The following is a 20,013-nucleotide window of genomic DNA, read 5'->3' as shown; positions in this document are numbered from 1 at the left end:
GCTTCAGAATGTTGGTTAGTTTGCTCTGCTGCGGCGGTGAACCCAACAAAAAAACCGTCTCGCAAGCCACACCCTGTGACTTGCGAAACGGTCCCCTACAATACAGTAAACAGCGAATCCACTGGCATGTAATGTACCGGCAAATTCGGGAACTGAATGCCGAGCCGTTCGGCTAACAGCTTCATGCCCGGCTGTTCGCTCTCGAGATGGCCGAGCACCAGTAGCGCCTTCGACTTGCCCCCGTAGCACGCATCCCGAACGTACTCCGGCGTCTCCCACTCTTGCCCCTCGCCGTACACGAGAGCATCGAGCTGATGCCGCTCGAATAGCGGAATCGCCACATCCCCGCCACCGCGATAACCGACCAGCACGCCGATTCGCCTGCAAGTCATCGTCAAGTCGCCAGCAGCACGCACGAGTCCGATGCCGAGCTTGCGCTTCAATTCTTCTGCCAGCTCGCCTACTGAACAAGCAGGAAGCTCGATAACAGAAGCTGCACGCTCGTGCTCCAGTACAAAGTCGTCCCAGCCGAGCTCCGCCAAGAGTCCCTCCATAATGCCGTCAACCTTCAGCCGATGTAGACCGTCGTGGTAGCAGTAGACCGCTAGTCGATGCTCGGCAATCATTCGCAGCTTAGCCTCGTAAACAGGGTCCTTGACCTCAATCAGCTTCGCATGCGGCTGATGATGATGGCTATAGAATATCCCTTCATGTGAAATAATCAGGTTCAAGCCCAAACGATGAGCTTGCTCCAGCACTTGCTGAGATGCCGTGAATGTTACAGCAATGCCGGTCACGCTCTCTTCAGGCTCTCCAAAGCGCAAGTGATCACCGCCTACTGGCCCTCCCAAGGCATGAATCACATCTCGAATCCGCAAAAAATCCGTCATCGTATCATCATCGCCGCCCCACTATCCAAGCCGCTTCGACAAGAAATCCCGCATGTCCATCTTTGCAACCGCCGCTATCCATCTTACACACCTGCATACGCCATAAACCCGCCGTCGACCGGCACCGTTATGCCGGTGACAAACCCAGACACCGCATCGTCCGCCAGCCATACGAGCGTGCCGAGCAGGTCATCCGGCTTGCCGAAGCGGCGCATCGGCGTATGCGTGATGATTTTGTTCGAGCGCTCGGTTAAGGCGCCGTCCTCACGGATGAGCAGCTTCCGGTTCTGCTCGGTCAAGAAGAAACCCGGCGCGATCGCATTCACGCGAATGCCCGCTTCCGCCATATGCACCGCGAGCCACTGCGTGAAGTTATCGATCGCCGCTTTCGCCGCGCTGTAAGCAGGCACCTTCGTCATTGGGCTCGGCGCGCTCATCGAAGAAATATTAATTACCGATGCGCCTTCCTTGCCCAGCATTTGCTTCGCGAACACCTGCGTCGGCAGCAAGGTACCGCGGAAGTTCAGATCAAACACGTAGCCGAAGCCGGCCTGCGTCAAGTCGAAGAACGTCCGAATGTCCGGCTGTCCGAGATCCTCCAGCTTGAACGTCTCATTCGTCGTTGACCCCTCAGGATGATTGCCGCCAGCGCCATTGATCAACAGTTGGCAATCGCCGAGCTCCTCCTTCACCCTTACAGCCGCAGCTTCCACACTCGTAGCATCCAAGACATCGCAAACAATCGCAATCGCCGTGCCGCCCGCAGCGCGAATAGCTTCCGCAACTACGCGGCCCTTCTCCTCCGTGCGGTTCAGAATCGCTACCTTCATCCCTTGGCGGCCGAGCTCGACAGCCATGGCGGAGCAGAGCACGCCGCTCCCTCCGGTCACAACGGCGACTTTGCCACGCAAATTGTCATGAACCGGAATCCCTGCCCTGGCTACTCCTTGCATCTCCTCGCCACTCGGAATCCCTGCCTTTGCCACGCCTCGCACTTCCTCGTCTCTCGGACCTTCCATCCCCGTCATGCCCCGCTCCTTTCCCCTGCACGCATTGAATCCCAGACGCCCCACAGATACATAATGCCGAGCGCCCGGTCATACAGCCCGTAGCCCGGTCGGCACTGCTCATCCCAAATATGCCGTCCATGATCCGGACGCGCATAACCGGTAAAGCCACTCTCGTAGTAGGCACGCACGATGCCCGCGATATTGACCGTGCCATCCTCCGTGCGATGAGACGTCTCGATGAAATCGCCATTGTCGTAAACGCGAACATTACGAATATGCGCGAATGGGATGCGCCCTTTAAATTCATGCACCATCGCGACGATATCGTTGTCCGGATTAGCACCGAGCGAACCGCTGCACAGCGTTACGCCGTTATACGGACTATCCACCAACGCGAGCAACCTGCGTATGCTCGCCTGCCCCGTCATGATGCGCGGCAGCCCAAAGATCGGCCACGGCGGATCATCCGGATGAATCGCCATCTTAATGTCATGCTGCTCCGCAACGGGAATGATCTGCTCGAGAAAATATTGCAGATTCCCCCACAGATCCTCCTCCGAGACGGACTTGTACTTCTCGAACAGCGGCGCCAGCTGCTTCAACCGCTCCGGCTCCCAGCCCGGCATCGTCACACTCACATCATTCGCAATCCGGTTCACAAGCTCAGCCGGATTCATCTGATCAACCTTTGCCTTCTCATAGAACAGCGCCGTCGAGCCGTCCGCCATCTCCTTGAACAGATCGGTGCGCACCCAGTCGAACACCGGCATGAAATTATAGCAGATCGTCTTAACCCCGACCGTCGCCAGCTTCGCAATCGTCCGCTTATAGTTCTCAATGTAGACATCACGCGAAGGCAAGCCGAGCTTAATGTCCTCGTGCACGTTTACGCTCTCGACAACCTCAAGATGGAGCCCGTATTGGTCAGCTTCTTCCTTATACGCCATGATTTTATCCATCGGCCATTCTTCGCCAGCCGGTACGTCATGCAGCGCCCAGACGATGCCTTCCAAGCCTGGAATTTGCTTGATCTGCCGTAAAGTTACCGTATCATTCCCCGTTCCATACCAGCGGAACACCATACGCATATCCGTTCACTGCCTTTCTACCCAGAGGGTTAGTAGATCACGCGGCCCTGCTCATCCGCAATGCCTGATTTGCGATAAAAATACGTATTAATCATATCGCGCCACTCGCACGCGTGCTCCGCCTGATGCGCCAAACGTTCGCGTACCTGCTCGAATCGCCCGCTATCCACCTTCGAAGCGAGCAAGTCCCACTTCGCGAGCAGCATAGCTGCTTGCTCCTCGCCTTCAAAGTGCGTATCGTAAATATGCTGAATGACCGTCTTCCCGCTATGCAGCACATGCAAGTACGGCACGTGATGGAAGAACAGCAGCAGTTCATCCGGACAGTCGGCAAGCGATTCATAACGTTCCGCAACCGTCTCATGATATTGACCCGCATACCCTGTGCCTGTACGAACCGTGCGATCAACGCCCATCCCATCTCGATCAGCGTAATGGTAGGTCCCCCATTTGGAATACTCATACCCATCGACATTCGGTCCATAGTGATGGTTCGGATTCACCATCCAGCCTACGCCAAGCGGAGCAGTGTACGACTCATAGATGTCATATGAGCTAAGCAGCATATCCAGTATGATACGTTCAAGCGACTCATCCAGCCCAAAAGTCATCCGGATCCACTCCGAAGCGATCTGCTCCGCGCTCAAATCCGGGTTCCACGCCAGCCGTGCATATCCGTACCAATTCGCCTGTGCCAGCACATGGCCGCACCAGTTCAGGTCATCGCCAATGTTCGAGACAGCCGCAATGCCGCCACGCGCAAGGCCGAACAATCGTCCGCTTGCAATCTCTGCAACGGTTGACCCGGCTCCATGGGTATGCGTATCGAAGTCATATACTTCCTTCCACTGCGGAACGAGATAGCAGAGATGCCGTTGCTGCCCTGTGTACTCCTGCGCAATTTGCAATTCAAGCAGGTGATTCGTCTTCGTCAGTCCGCCGAACAGCGGCGAGACAGGCTCCCGAACTTGAAAGTCCATCGGTCCGTTCTTGATCTGCAGCAATACATTATCCCGGAACTGACCATCGAGCGGCATGAAATGGTCATACGCCGCGCGGGCACGGTCCGTCTTCCGATCGCGCCAATCCTGCAAGCAATTATAGACGAAGCACCGCCAGATGATTTCTCCACCGAATGGTGCAATCGCATCAGCCAGCATATTAGCGCCATCCGCGTGATTACGGCCATATGTGAATGGACCCGGTCGGAACTCCGAATCCGCCTTCACGACGAATCCGCCGAAGTCGGGGATGTACCGATAAATGTCCGCGGCTGCCCGCCCCCACCATGCAGCAACGCCGGCATCAAGCGGATCCGCTGTATCCAAGCCGCCGATTTCAATCGTACTCGCATAGTTCACGCTCAAATACAGTCGAATCCCATACTCTCGGAAGATCCCTGCAACAATAGCCACGTCAGGCAGAAACTCATCGGTAATGAGCTTCGACTCCTCCCTGTGCACGTTGACGTTATTGATCGAGATCGCATTGATCGCAGCAGAAGCAAGCAACCGGGCATAATCCCGAATGCGGCTCTTATCTTCGATGAATCTGCCGTCCTTATAAAAGATACTCCCACCCGCATAGCCGCGTTCGACCGATCCGTCCATGTTGTCCCAATGGTTAATCATACGCAGCCCGTTCCGCGGTATTTCCTGAATTCGCAAGCTATCCAGCCGCTGACCGGTTTGAAGCAAGCGAATGAAATGGAAGACCGCATACAGCACGCCTTTATCCGACGTCGCCGTCAAATAGATACAACCTTCTTCATCCCGTGAGTGAATGATATAACCTTCATCGCCCAGCCCGGCGAAATCATAAATGTTCGCTAATGGCTCAAATACAGGGGAACTGCCGTACACACCGGCAATGACAGTACCTCCTTGCCTGCCGTCTTGCCTCTCGCTTGAATTGCCCCGCTCGACATTGCCAAGCATCGCAGATAACGCAATTGCCAGCTCCTTGCTCGCCGTGCGAAGGAGTGGCGATTCGCCGATGACCGCATAACAAGAGCAGACCCGCTCATAATCCTCACGTCGCATCTCATCCCCAATGAGCTCATAACCTAACCAGCAATCGTAGCCACTTTCTATTAAAGTCGTCCGATTCATCATCTACCGCTCCCCTCTCTGATCTCAGGCAAATTCTGCCGAAATGAAAAGAGTCTCCGCTAATAGGAGACCCTCGCCGCACACATACAAGCGCTTATTGCATCGGCTGCCAGATCCGATAGCGCCCGCTAAGAGCCAATAATGCGAATAAATAAAGACAATTGTCATAGTACCGGCGCTCTCCGTCACGTACGGGCGTGCTCCAGAATAACTCCACAGAGCAGCGTGCGTGCGGCCCTTCCGGCGTTGCCAGCGATGCTGTGGCATTCGTCGCAATAAGACCAACCGGATGAAGCGACTTCTCCTCGAAGGGCTCGCCCGCAATCGTATACCGCCGGTAGTCAGCAGGGTTCTTGTCCGCGAAGAACGCTTGAATGAGATCCGCTTCCTGGCGCATCCAATCGCTCGCGCCGAACCATGACGCCTCCAGGCCAATATTAGCCGCAACCCGGTATGAATCGCTGAAGAAATGCCCGTAGCCGCGTTCATCATTCGGCGTGCCATCATAATGCGCATACTCCGGGGATAGCCCCGTCAACGGATGGCAGGCGATCTTCAAATAATTGCGGCTAGCAATCGCCGCTTCCCGCCAGAACGGACGATCCGTCTCATTTGCCCACAGAGCGAACAGCTCATAGAAATGCGGCAAATGATACGAAGGGTCGCTGTATTCGCAGTTCGGAACGAACTTAATCAGCTTATTGTCCGGGTTCCACATCGGATACCCTACGCCATCTTCGCCATTGTGGATGCAATCATGCAGCAGCTGACGCGCTTTCACACTGTAATCAAGCGGCGCTTCTCCGTCCCCCCAACGATGCGAAGCAAACAGCAGCGCTAGCGCAAAATATTCCTCGCCATCCGGCGCAGGACCATTCGAACGCTTCGTCCCATCCGTGTTGCAGGACCAAGCGAAATACCCTTTATTCGCACCTGACGTCATGTACATATACTGGTAGCTCCAGCGCCACAGCCGGTCGAATACATCCTTCTTATCCAGCTGAACTGCCATCATCATGCCGTAGGACATGCCTTCCGTACGAACATCGAGATTGCCCGTGTCCAGCATATAGCCCATATCGTCTCCGGCCGGGTAATAGATGCGTGTCTCTTCATGCTCCCCGAAGAGCAGCTCCCACGTCTCTTCGACTTTGCGGTCGATTGCTGCTTCGTCATATCCGTAGTCGAGCAGAAGATTGCGATAGTACGCGTTCATACGCCCATCCTGCCTCCTTGTAAGCGCTTTTAATAGACTCATTCAGTATACAAAGCGGGCGAAGCTTTATTCACCCACTAAACTATACATCGCACTTAGGAAACTATAGAGACTGAATCTCGATACGAATGGTTGTCCCTTGATCCTTGACGCTCTCTATCGAGAATTTCGCTTCATCTCCATAGAACAGCTTCAGTCGCATGAATACATTGCGCATACCAATGCTCTCGCCGAGTTCCTCTGCGTGATTCATATCGTACTTAAGCTGGCTCAGCTTCTCCTCCGTCATGCCGACTCCATTATCGGCAATCGTGCAGACGATACCCTCGCCATTGCTCGACTTGCGCACGCTTACGCGAATGAAACCGGGCTGCTTCATCGGTTCGATGCCGTGAATGCTGGAGTTCTCGACCAAAGGCTGCAGCGTCATCTTCGGTATAAGTCTCGAAACGCAGTCATCATCTACCTCGATGAGATAATCCAGCTTGTCGCCAAAGCGGTATTTCTGGATTTTTAGAAAGCTATCGACCAGATCAAGCTCATCTCGGACGCTAACCAGATCTCGCCCCCATGAGAGTGACTTACGGAATATTTTCGCCAGATGGTGGATGATCTTCGCCGTTTCTTCTTCCGACTTCATTAAGCTGCGCATCCGAATCGTCTCAAGCGAGTTGAACAGAAAATGCGGATTGATCTGACTTTGAAGCGCATGAAGCTGGGATTGCTTGCGCCCAAGCTCCAGCTCCTTCTTCTGGATATCCGCCATGTATACGTCATGAATCAGGCTTCTGAGCTGCAACGTCATATGGTTGAATTCCGAAGTCAGTTGACCAATCTCATCGTTCGTCTCATCGTTCTTAATCAGCTCGAAGCTATGATTCTTAACCCGCTTCATCTGTTTCAGAATGCGGAATAATCGCTGGTTAAGCGACCGTGTGAACCAGATAATGATCAGCGACGGGATCAGAATGTTCGGCAGCGCCATATAGAGCACGAATTCCTTCGACTTGCGAACCTCTTCGAGCACTTGGCGTTCCTGGAATTTGCCGACGATTCGCCAGTTGCTGAAGTAGGCCTTGCTAGACAAGTCTTCTATGATTTCAATCGCACCATCCTCTGACTCTTCGCTCATGCTTTTATCCCCGGAGTAGAGCTTGTAATGAACCTGATCTCCCTCCATTAAGTACACGTTGCCTTCCAGCGTCACATTGCTCAGGATCTGTTTAACGAGCTCGGGGTGCAGATCAATCTTAATGATTTTGTCAAAAACATTCTGGCCGGTCGTATTGCTCATTCTGACAACGACACTAAGCGAAGGCTTCGAGACGGCCTCTGTATCCTCGACAATGATTGGATTAGAAGTCCCCGACGTCATCAGCTGCTTGTACCAGCTTGCTTGTGTGTTAATGCCAGAGATCGGATAAACATAACCGCCGTAGATGATCGTATCGTTATTCGTATACAAGGTGATTCGCTGAATGGCTCGGTAAACAGGGGTATACTTCTCCAGCATATCCGTAATGTAGGAGTGATAGTTGTAGACGTAATCCGAATCATTGACGTACCTCGTATCGAGATAATTATTCAGAATGGAGTCGGTGTATAGTACCGTTGCGATCCCGATGACAGCATCTGCCTGATACATCAGCTCATTGCGCATCTGCTCCATCGCCAGCGATAAATCTCGCATTTTCTGATTTTTGACGTTGTTCGTCGTAATGTTATAGAAGATCACGTTGGTCAGAATGACCGGGATGAATACGGACAAGAAATAGATGATCAGCATTTTGCTGCGGAGCCTAATATTGTGAAAAGCGTTAAACTTCATAAAGGCAGATCCCCCGGGTACATTCTGCTCACTTCTTGGCCATCATGGCGTTCTTATATTCAGTCGGCGTCTTCCCTTCCACCTTCTCGAACTGGCTGACAAAATAATCCGGATTGCCGAAGCCGACGCTGGCTGCAATCTCATAGATCTTCTTATCCGTCTGGCGCAGTTGGCGCCTTGCTTCCTGAATTCGAATTTGCAGCAGGAAATCGTTAAAGTAGACGCCATATGTTTTCTTGAACAATTGACCGAGATAGACCGGATTCATATAGAAGAGCTTCGCAATGCTCTTCAAGCTAATATTGCTCGTATAGTTCGTCTCGATGTAGCTTCGAATCTTGCCGATATCGCCTCTCATTGTCGTGCTGCGAAGCGCTGCAATCGAAGTCATGCACTCCGACAAGAACTGAATCAGCAGTTGCTTCACGCCTTGCAGCGTTCGCGGCTCGTTATGCCACTGCAAGATGGGCTGCAAAGCAGCAAGCTTGCTCTCGTCGCCCTCCATCGTCTGGACGATCCGGGTCGCTTCATGCACGCCTCTTGCAAGCGATGAAGTCATCGACTCGAGCGCGAAGCGCTGCTCCTGAAACGCGCGGAACATCGCGTCCACCAGCGCGTTCACGCCGCCGATGTCATGTTCTTCGAGACGCTCCATCAGCTCGGAATAGAACGATGGCGCAAGCTCCTTGAACTGCAGCTTCATCCCGCATAAGTCGTCAAATACGATCACGCTTTGGTTTGCATATGCATACTTGAGCCGCACAAGTTCCATCGCGCTCTGGTAGGATTGTTTGACCTCGCGCAAGCTTGCAGCTGTCGCCCCGACATAGACAAGAGGCACTGTGCCTTCAATGATCTGGCCTTTCGCAGCACGAATTAGTTCTTCCCCAAGCCGTACAACCCAAGCGGGGTTGGCATCTGGAAGTATAATAATGCCGAGCTCCGTCTGACTTCGCACGTAAACAACAGGCGTTACCTCAAGCCTGCGCTTCAAGAGGTCGATTACCGCTTCTCTCGCCATCTCAATCTGGCTGGTTCTTTCCTCATCTGTTGCATCCACCGTAATATCATTCAATTCGAGCGCGATATAGCGCATCGGTTTATGGTCTGGCAATGCGAGATATTGGGCCGCTTCGGACATCGTCTTCTCGTCTGCCTTGCCGGAGATCAGCTGCTCAAATAACGAAGCTTGCAGCATCGGATTGCCTTCCTGCGACCAACTCGGCATGCTATCGAGCATCGCCGAGATCCGCTGCAGCGTCTCTATCAGTTCATCCTCGTCAATCGGCTTCAGCAAGTAATCATGGACACCGAAGCGTACAGCCTGCTGTGCATATTTGAAATCACCGTATCCGCTTATAATAATGAATTTGACCGCTTTACCGAGTCGTTCCTGAACGGTCTGGATTAATCCAAGCCCATCAAGCACAGGCATGCGAATATCCGTTATGACAAGGTCAGGCTTATGCTGTTCGATAAGCGCGAGCGCTTCTTCCCCATCTTCAGCTTCAGCGATAATCTCGAAGCCGTATCTTTCCCAAGGGATAAGCTTAACAAGCCCTTTGCGGGCAAATACTTCATCGTCAACAAGAATAGCTCTGCGCATCAGAACGCCTCCTTACGTTGCAATCGCTTTCAAGATGTGACAGCACTGTTGAAAAGTATAGCACGTTCCAAGAGATTTATTCACTTGCCGTAAAAACGCGAGCAGGCACATGCCAGTAGCAGCATGCGCCTCATTCGTATGATTAACCTTTCACGCCGCCAACCGTCATTCCCTTCACGAAATACTTCTGAAGGAACGGATAGATGATAATCATCGGCACGGATGCCACAATTGTCATCGTCGCCCGAATCGATAACGGCGTTACCATCGAAGATGTCCCGCCCGAATTCGCGAATCCGCTCTCCATCGTTGCCGATGACACGTTGGAATTCTGCAAAATCTTCATCAATTCATATTGCAGCGTGCTCAAATTGATATCAGACGAGTTATACAAGAAGACATCGAACCACGAGTTCCACTGATAGACCGCGGTGAACAGCGCAACCGTTGCGAGCACCGGAAGACAGAGCGGCAGCACAATGTTGAAGAACGTGCGGAAATCGCCAGCGCCGTCAATTCGCCCGGATTCCATAATGCTCTCTGGAAGCCCTTCGATGAAGGAACGGATGATAATGAGGTTGAATACGCCGATGATGCCTGGCCAAATATAAACCCAAAAGCTGCCTACGAGACCCAAATCACGCATCAGGAGGAAGGTTGGAATTAATCCGCCGTTGAAATACATGGTCAAGATAAAAGCAACCGTAATGAACTTGCGCAGCACATAATCCTGACGGCTTAACGTATAGGCTACCATCGCGGAGCAGAACACCGTTACGACTGTACCGATAACTGTCCGAAACACGGAAATCATCGTTGCGTGGAAGATCGTCGCTTCCTTGAATACAAACTTATAGTTCTCGATCGAAAACTGCCTAGGCCACACGTGAATGCCGCCCTTAAGCGAGTCAAGCCCGGTGTTGAGCGAATAAGCCAGCGTATTCAGGAACGGATACAAGGTGACCACCATGAGCAAGGCCAAAAAAACGTAGTTGAAACCATTAAACAGTTTATCTCCCAAAGATGAGTTCTTGATCATCTGGCTACCCTCCTTAATACAGTCTGGCTTCTCCTGTTTTCTTGGCGATTGTATTCGCCGCGGTCAGAAGAATAAGGCTAACGACGGTTTTAAACATCCCCGCTGCAATGGACAATGAGAAGTTGCTTTGTTCAATACCATACTTGAGTACGAATATATCAAGGTTCTCGGAGAAGTCGATATTCATCCCGTTGCCGAGGAGGTACTGCGGCTCGAATCCCGATTCCAGCAAATATCCGATATTCATAATGAGCAGAACGACGATAACCGGCCGAATACCCGGCAGCGTGACGTTCCACATCTTTCTGAAACGGCCTGCGCCATCCATCTCAGCCGCTTCATATTGGGAAGGATCAATTGCCGTCATTGCGGCCAAATAAACGATCGTATTCCAGCCGACTTCTTTCCATACGGAGCTTGCACCGAAGATACCCCAGAAGTAGTGCGGGATGCCAAGGAACAGAATTTCCTGGCCTTTCTCGATAATGCCTGTCGCCTTCAATAATTCGTTAATGACGCCATCCGGCGCGAGTGTCGTTTGAACGATGCCCGCAGCGACAACCCATGAAATAAAGTGAGGCAAATAGCTGACCGTCTGCACGATACGTTTGAACGCGACCATCCGGATCTCATTAAGAAGCAAAGCGAGCGTAATTGCGGTTACAAAGCCAAGCACGAGATTAATGCCGCTCATCGCAAGCGTATTGCGCAATACGCGAAGGAACCGTTCATCCTGAAACAAAAATTTGAAATGCTCGAACCCGATCCAATCCTGCTGGGAGAAGCTTAGAGCAGGCTTGTATTTCTGAAATGCTATCGTCCAGCCCCAGAGCGGCAAATATTTAAAAATAAACAACCAAATGACGAATGGAACGGACATCAGGACGAGCATCCGTTGCTGTATGAGCTTTTTGAAGAAACTCTTTTCCATACGCTATACTTCCCCTTCCATTTCGGCCAAGGTAGAAATAAGCGAAGGGCCTGACGTATGCGCTAGTAGCTGCACGCTTATGTCGGCCCTTCGCTTAGCCTTCTGATTCTAATCGATGATTACTTTACTTACTTGCTTGCATCAAGAATGGCTTTGATTTGCTCTGTGTACCACTTCTCGTAGCCGGCTGTATCGAGCTTGCCGAATGCACCGAGATACTCTTGCCATACGCCGTCAAAGTCGGCTGGCTTCGCAAGAACGAGCTTCGGATAGTACTTCTTCGTCACTTCGTCCTTCTGCGTTTCCCAGATTTGTTGCGGCGATCCTTGTTCTTTCGGAATACCCCAAGCCGGGTACCAAGGACGATCTTGCGGAGTAGCGAATTGCGCCGCATAGGTTTGAACGCCATACTTGCCTAGAATTTCTTTATCTTTGTCCGTCAAGCTCAGTTGGAACACTTCCGGCTGCAGGCCTGGCGCGAGCGCATTGCCGTTAGACAGCGTAGAGTTCGTGCCGTATTGCGGCCAATCCCATGCATAGTATTTAAATCCGAATTTTAGGTTGAATGGCTCATCAATCTTCGCGATTTGTTCAGGCGTGCGGTAGAAGCGTCCTTTGTCATCCACTTCATACGTTTCGCCTTTGATGCCCCAGCTTCTAAGAATCTGGTTATCTTCGGAAAGAAGCGTATCCCAGTATTGCATGATGCGCTCAGGATCCTTCGCACTTACAGTGATGCCGATACCACGGTTGTTAACAAATCCTGGCGGGTCAAGCAATTGGTCCGGCTGACCGTCGAATGTGACCGGCAGCGGGTAGTACACATAATCGTCTTGTGCCGGATCTTTCTTCGCAGCGTCCTTCAATACATTGTTTGCATTTGCGATTTGCCAGCCGTAGTCGAAGAAGCCAACGACTTTCTTGGAGCTGAGCTTCGCGATGTACTGGTCATAGTTGTCTACGAAAGAAGCTTTGTCGAACAAGCCTTTGGCATTCAGCTGGTTCAACGCTTGCAGCCAACGCTTCGTATCCTCATTGTTGTAATAAGTCTTCGCTTCGTGCGTGTTCATGTCAATCTCGACGTTACCGTCGTTCGGGTAGCCAGCAAGGTGCATCGGTTGGTTGGAGGTTGCAAAGAATCTCCAGTCATTCGTCAGCGACGCGTAGCCGATCAGGTCCTCGTCTTTATGCTTGTTAACGAAGTCTTCAACCAGCTTGAAGTACTCGTCCATTGTACGGACCTTCGGATAGCCAGCTTCCTTCAGCACACGGCGTTGAACCCAGAAAGCACCTTGGTTGATGTTCGGATCTGCTGTGTATTCGCCAACTTGCGTGGAGAATGGTAAGAAGTAAATCTTGCCGTCTTTAGCCTTCATTCGGTTCAGATAAGGACCATATACCTTCTTAATGTTAGGATACTTCTCAATATAAGAGGAAATGTCGATAAACGCGCCAGCATCAAGCAATTGGTCAATGCCTGCGTCTGGGTCGATGACATCCGGATATTTATTGGATGCGATCATCGTACCGAATTTCGTTTTCAGGTCGCCTACCAAGTGTTCGATTTTGAAGTTGACACCGGTTTGATCCTCAAGCGACTTACCGATTGTAGTGTCGTTCGTGTTGCCGTCCGGCGCATTAGCTACACCGTTGAATAAGCTGAATGTTACTTTCTCTTTAACCGCCGAAGCGCTTTCATTTGTTGCCGCCGCGTTATCGGTGGAAGCTGCCGTGTTGTTTGTTGTTTTCGATGCATTGTTGTTCTTCGTTGATTCTTCTCCGCCATTGTTGTTGCTATTCCCACATGCAGATGCAGTCAAAGCCACTGCAAGCGCCATAGAAGCAACCATTATCTTTTTAGCCAATGCGTTCAAACCCCTTTCAATCACCGTATGTTTTGTAAGCACTTTCATTATATAATTTGTAGGGATTTTGTTGACCCAATAAACTATAGCATAAGCTTTAAAAAGCATATACGTTCATGGTGCTCACCCAGCAAATCAAGCAAGGCTTGGCCCATTTTCCAGTAAACCTTCTTCTATAGCTTCCCCAAAAACTGCAGATGACAAGTGTACGGCTATTGCCAAAGAAAAAAAAGCAGCCCGCAGGCCGCTTTCTTCCGCTTACTTCTTATAAGGCTCAATCAATTGAATGGTTCCGTCCTCGTTGTAATGAAGCTCGGTAAATTTGACGCTGCGCTTATGATCAACGCCGCCGGAGAGCGACGCATCATGGTAGAACAAGTACCACTTCTCTTGAAACTTGACGATGGAATGATGGGTCGTCCAGCCGAGCACCGGTGTTAAGATCGTGCCTTTGAACACGAACGGCCCTTCCGGATGATCGCCTACTGCATAGACCAGTTTATGAGTTGTGCCCGTCGAATACGAGAGGTAATATTTGCCTTCGTGCTTATGCATCCACGGACCTTCGAAATAGCGGCGGTCTTCATCTCCAGCTGTAATCGGTGCGCCGTTCACATCAACAATCTGAATTTCCTTCGTCGCCGTCTTGAAGGAGAGCATATCATCGCTCAGCTGAGCAACTTGTGGTCCAAGCGCCGGCTCATCCGCAGCAGGTCCTACCGCCTCTGGCTTGTAGGCGCCTGTCTGCCATTTCTCCAACTGTCCGCCCCATAGGCCGCCGAAGTACATGTACGACTGGCCATCCTCATCGACGAATACGGCTGGGTCAATGCTGAAGCTGCCTTCCATGTAGTTCTTTTCCGCCTTGAACGGTCCGCTTGGGGACGCACTTGTCGCTACGCCGATCCGGAAGATGCCGTCCTTGTCTCTTGCCGGGAAGTATAAGTAGTACGTATCGTTCTTGAAAGCTGCATCCGGCGCCCACATCTGCTGGGAAGCCCATGGCACGTCTTTAATATGAAGCGCTTCGCCATGATCAACGACAGGCGCATCCGCGCTGTCCATCGACAGGACATGGTAATCTTCCATCGCATATTGATCGCCGTTATCATTCGTTGGCCCATCATGGTCAATATCATGAGAAGGATAAATATAGAGCTTGCCTTCAAATACATGAGCAGAAGGATCCGCGGTATAGATATGCGTTACAATAGGTTCGTTCTGCTGCGCTTTGTTGCTTGTCTTTGTATCCATAAGTTTAGCGCTCCTTCTTGTTACGTAGATTCTAGAAATCGCTTACATCCTATTATAGAAAGGAATGCTACGAGGTACAGTAAAGAAAGTATGGCTCTTTCTTCGAAAATTAAAGAAAAGCCGCGAACGCCCGCCTGTGCGGTGCGTTTCGCAGCTTCTTCATTGAAAGTATATCGGAGGTTCGGAGGTCACACCGGCGCTGTCATGCCCATACGTTCCCATTCTTCCTTGGACGGACCGTACACGCCTGCGACAGGCAAGCCAGCTTGACGCATAAGAATGGTCACCTGACCGCGGTGATGAACCTCGTGCTTCAAGAATTGGATCAGCGTATATCCGTTCTTCCAGGTTTGGCCGAATAGAGTGTTGATCTCTTGCAGCTTGTCATCGGACCATTGCGAGGCAGCTTCAAGCAACGATGCTGTTGTCTCTTTGTACGTCTGCGCAATGACTGCTGCCGATTGCGGCGGCTCCGAATGCGCGGCCGGTGCTTTGAACTTGATGCCGATCTGTTGAAGCATGCCTTTGTCATCATGAATCAAATGCCAAGCCAAGAAACCGAGAGTGCGGCCGCCCGGTCCGACCTGCTGTTTCAATGATTCATCTGTCAGGGAATCAAGAAGCTTCTGCGTCCCTTGCGATTCTTTGCTATAGTCATTAATAAAATCTTCCACGCTTGTAAACATGCTGTTCGCCTCCATTACTTGTATTGCTAACTTTCATATGCTTACTATACAGAAGGTCTGCTGACAACAGCATGTCAGTTGAGTTCGTCTTTTATTCATCGTTCATCCTATTTAGCTTCTTGCGCACCATATTCAGCTCGGGATGACGACCCAGAATCCGTTCATATTGGCCTCTCGCCTCTGCTCGTTTACCCGCTATTGCTGCAAGATCCGCCAGTGCAAGATCCGCCTTCCAATCCGCAATAGATGCATCCGCTGTTACGGTTCCCCGATAGGTACCGAAGGCCTCTTTCGATTCTTTAAGGCTGCGCTGAGCTTGCTGCAGCAGAACACCGGCTTGTTTCATCTGAGCTCTTGCCAGATGATACTTCGCATCAGGAAAGTTCGGCTGCACCTGTAACGCACGCAAGCATACACGCTGTGCCTGCTCATAATCCTTTGAACTCATATAGATTTGGTTCAAGTACATTAGGATGTCCAGCAGCCTGCCAAAATTCGGTTTACTCGGTGCAAGCCGCTCCGCTTCCATGAACAAGTCCTTTGCCTTCTCGAGATCCCCTGTCGCCAGCGTCTCTCTCCCGTAATACAGATACCAGCCCGGATTGTCCGGCTCTTGTTCCACCATTAGCTTCAGCAGTCTTAAGTTGCGTTCGAGCTTATTCTGCTTGTTCATGATAGCCGGTTCGTAGCCGTCATGATGAAGACGTATTCGAACCGGGCGCCGCATCATGCGGTCGTCGTACATATCTTCGCCTTCAATCACAACCTGCTCGTGAACTCGCCCATAATAATGCAGCCCGCGATTAAGTGGGAACATGCGCGGATTCGCATAATCAGCCGTTAGTTTGCCTTGCACTTGATTGACTTGGCATACATTAAGAACGGTGTGCTGAAACCGATTATGAAACATCGATGCTGCTATTCGAACAGCTTCACGATCTTCTTGAAACAACCATTCATCCGCATCCACCCAAAGCACCCAATCGCTCTTGATATGCGGCAGAGCCTGATTTCGTTTCCATGCAAAATCATCATTTAGCGCAACGCTTCGAATAATCTTCACCTTGTGCAAATGTTTGACAAGCTCAATCGTGCCGTCCGTAGAATCCGAGTCAATGATGAGGATTTCGTCAACGGCGTCCTGCAAGCTATTCACGCAGCGGACGATACAACGCGATTCATTACGCGTCATTATTGCCGCTGCTACGGTTACACCTGGATTTAACTGCCACAAGTGCTCTAAATCCGCACGCGATTCCCCTGGCGGTTTGCCTGCCAGCGCCTCCTCCACTTCTCTTATCCACATTGCCTGCGGGTCAAGCAGACTGCCTCTTTCGAATGCTCGTCCCGCTTCTTGCACGTAGCCTTGGTGTAGCAGCGCTTCACCGAGAAACACCCAATTCTGCGCATAGTGAGGCTGGTTGTGCAGATTATCCAGCACAAGCTTCTCTGCCAGCTTGAACTGACGAGCCGTCAGCGCTTCACGAATCGCGTTCGAAGCAGACTGTTTCATTCCCATTGCCTGATTCAAGGGCTCATTCTCCTTCGGATTGATTTGAAGAGAAATGGCCAACCTGAAGGAAGTTGGCCATTGGTCCTGCATCTTCTACTAAGCGCTTCCTTGCCCCGGGATCTCCGGCAAGGCAACGTTCATGTATAGTTTAAGTGCTCTGGTAATTTCCCCGTCTGTAATATGCACAGTAATAAATTCACTGTCACCCGGGTACATGATTTCTGAATTCACGTCAAAATGCAAACTTGTTCCCACTAATGTTGCACCAGGAATAATGTATTCACTATCTATGCCCTGGAGCTGTAATGTATCTACATTCATTCCCGATAGCAGCCCAGCAAGGTCCTTATCAATACTAAAGTCGTTTACAATATCGATGCTATCATCGTAAACGATGAAGTAGCGATAAACATTGCCGGTGCCGAACGGTAGTCCATCCGACGTCGTGATTGTCAATGACACTGAACCCGTTTCCAGCCCTGCAACAGTAAGCTTGCCGTTTGCATAGTTGGCCGCAACACAACTCCCGTTCTCGCCACAGATCGAATCATCAGGCCGGACATCAACAGAAGTAATCGGATCTCCCTCAGCATCCGTAATATCCAGATCAACCGTCTCGCCTTTCTTGATTAGGATCGGTGGAGCTTCTACACCACCGTCCAAAGAAGGAGCCGTATTCTCACGAATTTGCAGCGTGTAGCTTTTAACGTTGGTTTCTTTTCCCGCATCATCTAAAGTACGGCCTTGTATTTGAATCTCCGTAACATTCGTAAACGTCTCATTTGTAAGTATTTCTAAATAGTCGTCACTTGTCCACGTATTCAACTCGTGACTGCCAATGCTCTTGATGACATCACCGTCATACGCGGTAACTTTAAACTCATCGGCATTATGAAAGATGTCTTTCATGTCAACATAAGCACTGTAGTCCTCATAGTAATTATTAAAGAATTGGACTCCGATATCTTTTACTCCGAGCCCTACATACAGGTTGAAGTTATCCGTAATCGTCAAGCCGTGATCGTCACTGGCTGAGACTACGACAGAAACATTGGAATCATCCTCCAAAGGAACCGCTAACGTTGAGTCTTCAATGGACAGCATTGTATTGGTTCCTGTGTCAAAGGCGACATAATCGCTCAGACCTTCATCGAAATATTCAGGTAGGTAAACCGTATACTCATCCTGATTATTACTTATTTGCTCTTTATCCGGGAGACTGCTTCCGGTAACTTGAACCGTAACCGGGATCGTAACATACGTTGCAAAACCGTCGTCACTAGCTTCTATATTGAAAGAAGACAAACCAGGTGAGCCGTGAGCATTCAAATAATAAGCCGCCCCGCTAAATGTTCCGGTTAAACCGCTATTTCCTTGGAAGTCGGAACGATATATAAGCTGTTTACCATCCACATCAGTGAAAATCTTCGATAGATCCAGCATGGCAGTTTGGTCTGGGCGAAGCTGGAAGTACCCCTCGTGGCCTATCGTACCAGCTACAGGCAAGTCATCAACTGGCCTGATATTCACAGCAACAGTCGCTTCATGCGAGTCAATCGTTCCATTGTTCGCTACGTAGGTGAAAGAGTCCTGGCCGTTATAGTTAGCTGCAGGTGTATACCTGAACTGATTTGGCTCTAGCGAGTCATAGCTAAGATTACCATGAAGGGGCTCTGTCACAGCTCGATAAGTAAGAATATTCGCCGCATTCGCATCCGTTCCGCTGAAGGTTCCGATATAGCTGCCATCCTCATCCATTACGAAGCTAATCGGATCCGCTACTGGTCGCACTTTTACGGGGTTGACTGCAATCATAACTGGCACTGGCACCGAATCGCCCTTTCCATCGTTCGCCACGTAGGTGAAAGAATCCTCGCCGACATAGTCCGCTGCAGGCGTAAACCTAAACTGATTTGGCTCTAGCGAATCATAGCTTAGCGTACCATGAGAAGGCTCTGACACGGCACGATAAGTAAGAAAGTCCGCCGCATCCGGGTCCGTACCGCTGAATGTGCCAACATAGCTGCCATCCCCATCTACTTTGAAATTAAGCACATCGGCAACCGGAGGATGATTCACCTCAGTCGCGGCATCAGCTGTCACACTAAAGACCTTCGTTGCACTCTCTTCACCATCACTTCCATCAACCGAAATGCTAAGAGGCTGCGAGCTTCGACTCACTGCATGCAGAACTAGAGTGCCAGTCTCACTATAAAGGTTTGCACTTACAAAAGAACCGCTGGATGGTGGGTTAACGAGTGCGAAAGAGAGCTTATCACCGTCTTCGTCGCTGAATAGATCGTTTAATTGAATTTCAGTGTAGGTTCCTGCTGTCATTGCAATCGATGTTGTTTCCGAGGAGACGCTTGGTACATGATTCGGTTCTGTAATAGAACTCGCAACTGCGGCCTTCAATAAAGTGCGATAGTCACTAGTATTGAAACCATTGCTGTTCGTCTTGAAATATCTAACCACATCGCCGAGGTCGACACCGTTATGGTTCGTATCAATAGTCGTGTTCGGATCGACTTTAATTTGAAATCTCTCGTGGGAGGTCGGTGCCTGCCCATTCTGTCGATACTGAACATCGATACTGGTCGTCCCCGTCTTCTTCAAGGAAAGATATAGTATAGGAATCCCGTCTTCTCGAATAACCTCCGCATCCGCTACAGAACTATTCTGAACAACTACGTCATCAAATTTATAAGTCGTGACGTCTCCAAAAACGGTTCTTAAATCCACCGCTAATCTCTTCCCTGCAACCAGTTGATCCGCATAGGTAGTGGCCATTAACTGGCTAAGTGATGGATACAATGTTACCGGCCCAGACGCGTCCGCACTCACCATCACTGGAATTGCAATCGCCAGCGGAATCACTGCTGCTGTCGAGCCGATCATACGAGCAATCTTCTTCATCGACCGCTTCTTATGCAGCTTCCTCTGTCTTTTCGACATGATCAATACCTCCCTATTCAT

The 20,013-nt window shown here is 50.6% G+C and carries 14 protein-coding genes; all 14 read right to left on the bottom strand.

Annotated features, from left to right (window positions below):
* Window positions 1-95: 95 nt before the first annotated feature.
* Window positions 96-890 (bottom strand): Nif3-like dinuclear metal center hexameric protein, encoded by a 795-nt coding sequence (locus AC0YNX_RS24400; protein WP_475818300.1) that lies wholly within the window; start codon window positions 888-890, stop codon window positions 96-98.
* A gap of 83 nt (window positions 891-973) precedes the next feature.
* Window positions 974-1,843 (bottom strand): SDR family oxidoreductase, encoded by an 870-nt coding sequence (locus AC0YNX_RS24395; RefSeq protein ID WP_475818525.1) that lies wholly within the window; start codon window positions 1,841-1,843, stop codon window positions 974-976.
* A 71-nt stretch (window positions 1,844-1,914) separates the two neighbouring features.
* Entirely contained in the window at window positions 1,915-2,988 is a 1,074-nt protein-coding gene (gene uxuA / locus AC0YNX_RS24390) for a mannonate dehydratase (protein WP_475818299.1), read from the bottom strand.
* 29 nt (window positions 2,989-3,017) lie between these two features.
* Window positions 3,018-5,099, bottom strand: coding sequence for an alpha-glucuronidase family glycosyl hydrolase (locus tag AC0YNX_RS24385; protein ID WP_475818524.1), 2,082 nt, complete (start codon window positions 5,097-5,099; stop codon window positions 3,018-3,020).
* 94 nt (window positions 5,100-5,193) lie between these two features.
* On the bottom strand, window positions 5,194-6,315 hold the full coding sequence (locus AC0YNX_RS24380) for a family 8 glycosyl hydrolase (RefSeq protein WP_475818298.1): 1,122 nt from the start codon (window positions 6,313-6,315) through the stop codon (window positions 5,194-5,196).
* A gap of 103 nt (window positions 6,316-6,418) precedes the next feature.
* Window positions 6,419-8,143, bottom strand: coding sequence for a sensor histidine kinase (locus tag AC0YNX_RS24375; protein WP_475818297.1), 1,725 nt, complete (start codon window positions 8,141-8,143; stop codon window positions 6,419-6,421).
* Window positions 8,144-8,171: 28 nt separating this feature from the next.
* Window positions 8,172-9,749 (bottom strand): response regulator, encoded by a 1,578-nt coding sequence (locus tag AC0YNX_RS24370; protein WP_475818296.1) that lies wholly within the window; start codon window positions 9,747-9,749, stop codon window positions 8,172-8,174.
* 142 nt (window positions 9,750-9,891) lie between these two features.
* The gene (locus AC0YNX_RS24365) at window positions 9,892-10,788 is read right to left on the bottom strand and encodes a carbohydrate ABC transporter permease (RefSeq protein ID WP_475818295.1); all 897 of its coding nucleotides are present in this window, start codon (window positions 10,786-10,788) and stop codon (window positions 9,892-9,894) included.
* Window positions 10,789-10,801: 13 nt separating this feature from the next.
* Window positions 10,802-11,719: an ABC transporter permease gene (locus AC0YNX_RS24360; protein ID WP_475818294.1), complete on the bottom strand. Its 918-nt coding sequence runs from the start codon at window positions 11,717-11,719 to the stop codon at window positions 10,802-10,804.
* A 128-nt stretch (window positions 11,720-11,847) separates the two neighbouring features.
* Window positions 11,848-13,584, bottom strand: a complete 1,737-nt coding sequence (locus AC0YNX_RS24355) for a type 2 periplasmic-binding domain-containing protein (protein ID WP_475818293.1) — start codon at window positions 13,582-13,584, stop codon at window positions 11,848-11,850.
* A gap of 258 nt (window positions 13,585-13,842) precedes the next feature.
* The gene (locus AC0YNX_RS24350) at window positions 13,843-14,838 is read right to left on the bottom strand and encodes a glycoside hydrolase family 43 protein (RefSeq protein ID WP_475818292.1); all 996 of its coding nucleotides are present in this window, start codon (window positions 14,836-14,838) and stop codon (window positions 13,843-13,845) included.
* Window positions 14,839-15,026: 188 nt separating this feature from the next.
* Complete coding sequence (locus AC0YNX_RS24345; protein WP_475818291.1) at window positions 15,027-15,524, bottom strand: DinB family protein; 498 nt, start codon at window positions 15,522-15,524, stop codon at window positions 15,027-15,029.
* A 91-nt stretch (window positions 15,525-15,615) separates the two neighbouring features.
* Entirely contained in the window at window positions 15,616-17,055 is a 1,440-nt protein-coding gene (locus AC0YNX_RS24340) for a glycosyltransferase (protein WP_475818290.1), read from the bottom strand.
* 78 nt (window positions 17,056-17,133) lie between these two features.
* Entirely contained in the window at window positions 17,134-19,992 is a 2,859-nt protein-coding gene (locus tag AC0YNX_RS24335) for a tandem-95 repeat protein (RefSeq protein ID WP_475818289.1), read from the bottom strand.
* Between the last annotated feature and the right edge of the window lie 21 nt (window positions 19,993-20,013).

The organism is Paenibacillus sp. J31R98, from assembly GCF_056269245.1.
This window is presented reverse-complemented; position numbering and strand designations above follow the sequence as displayed.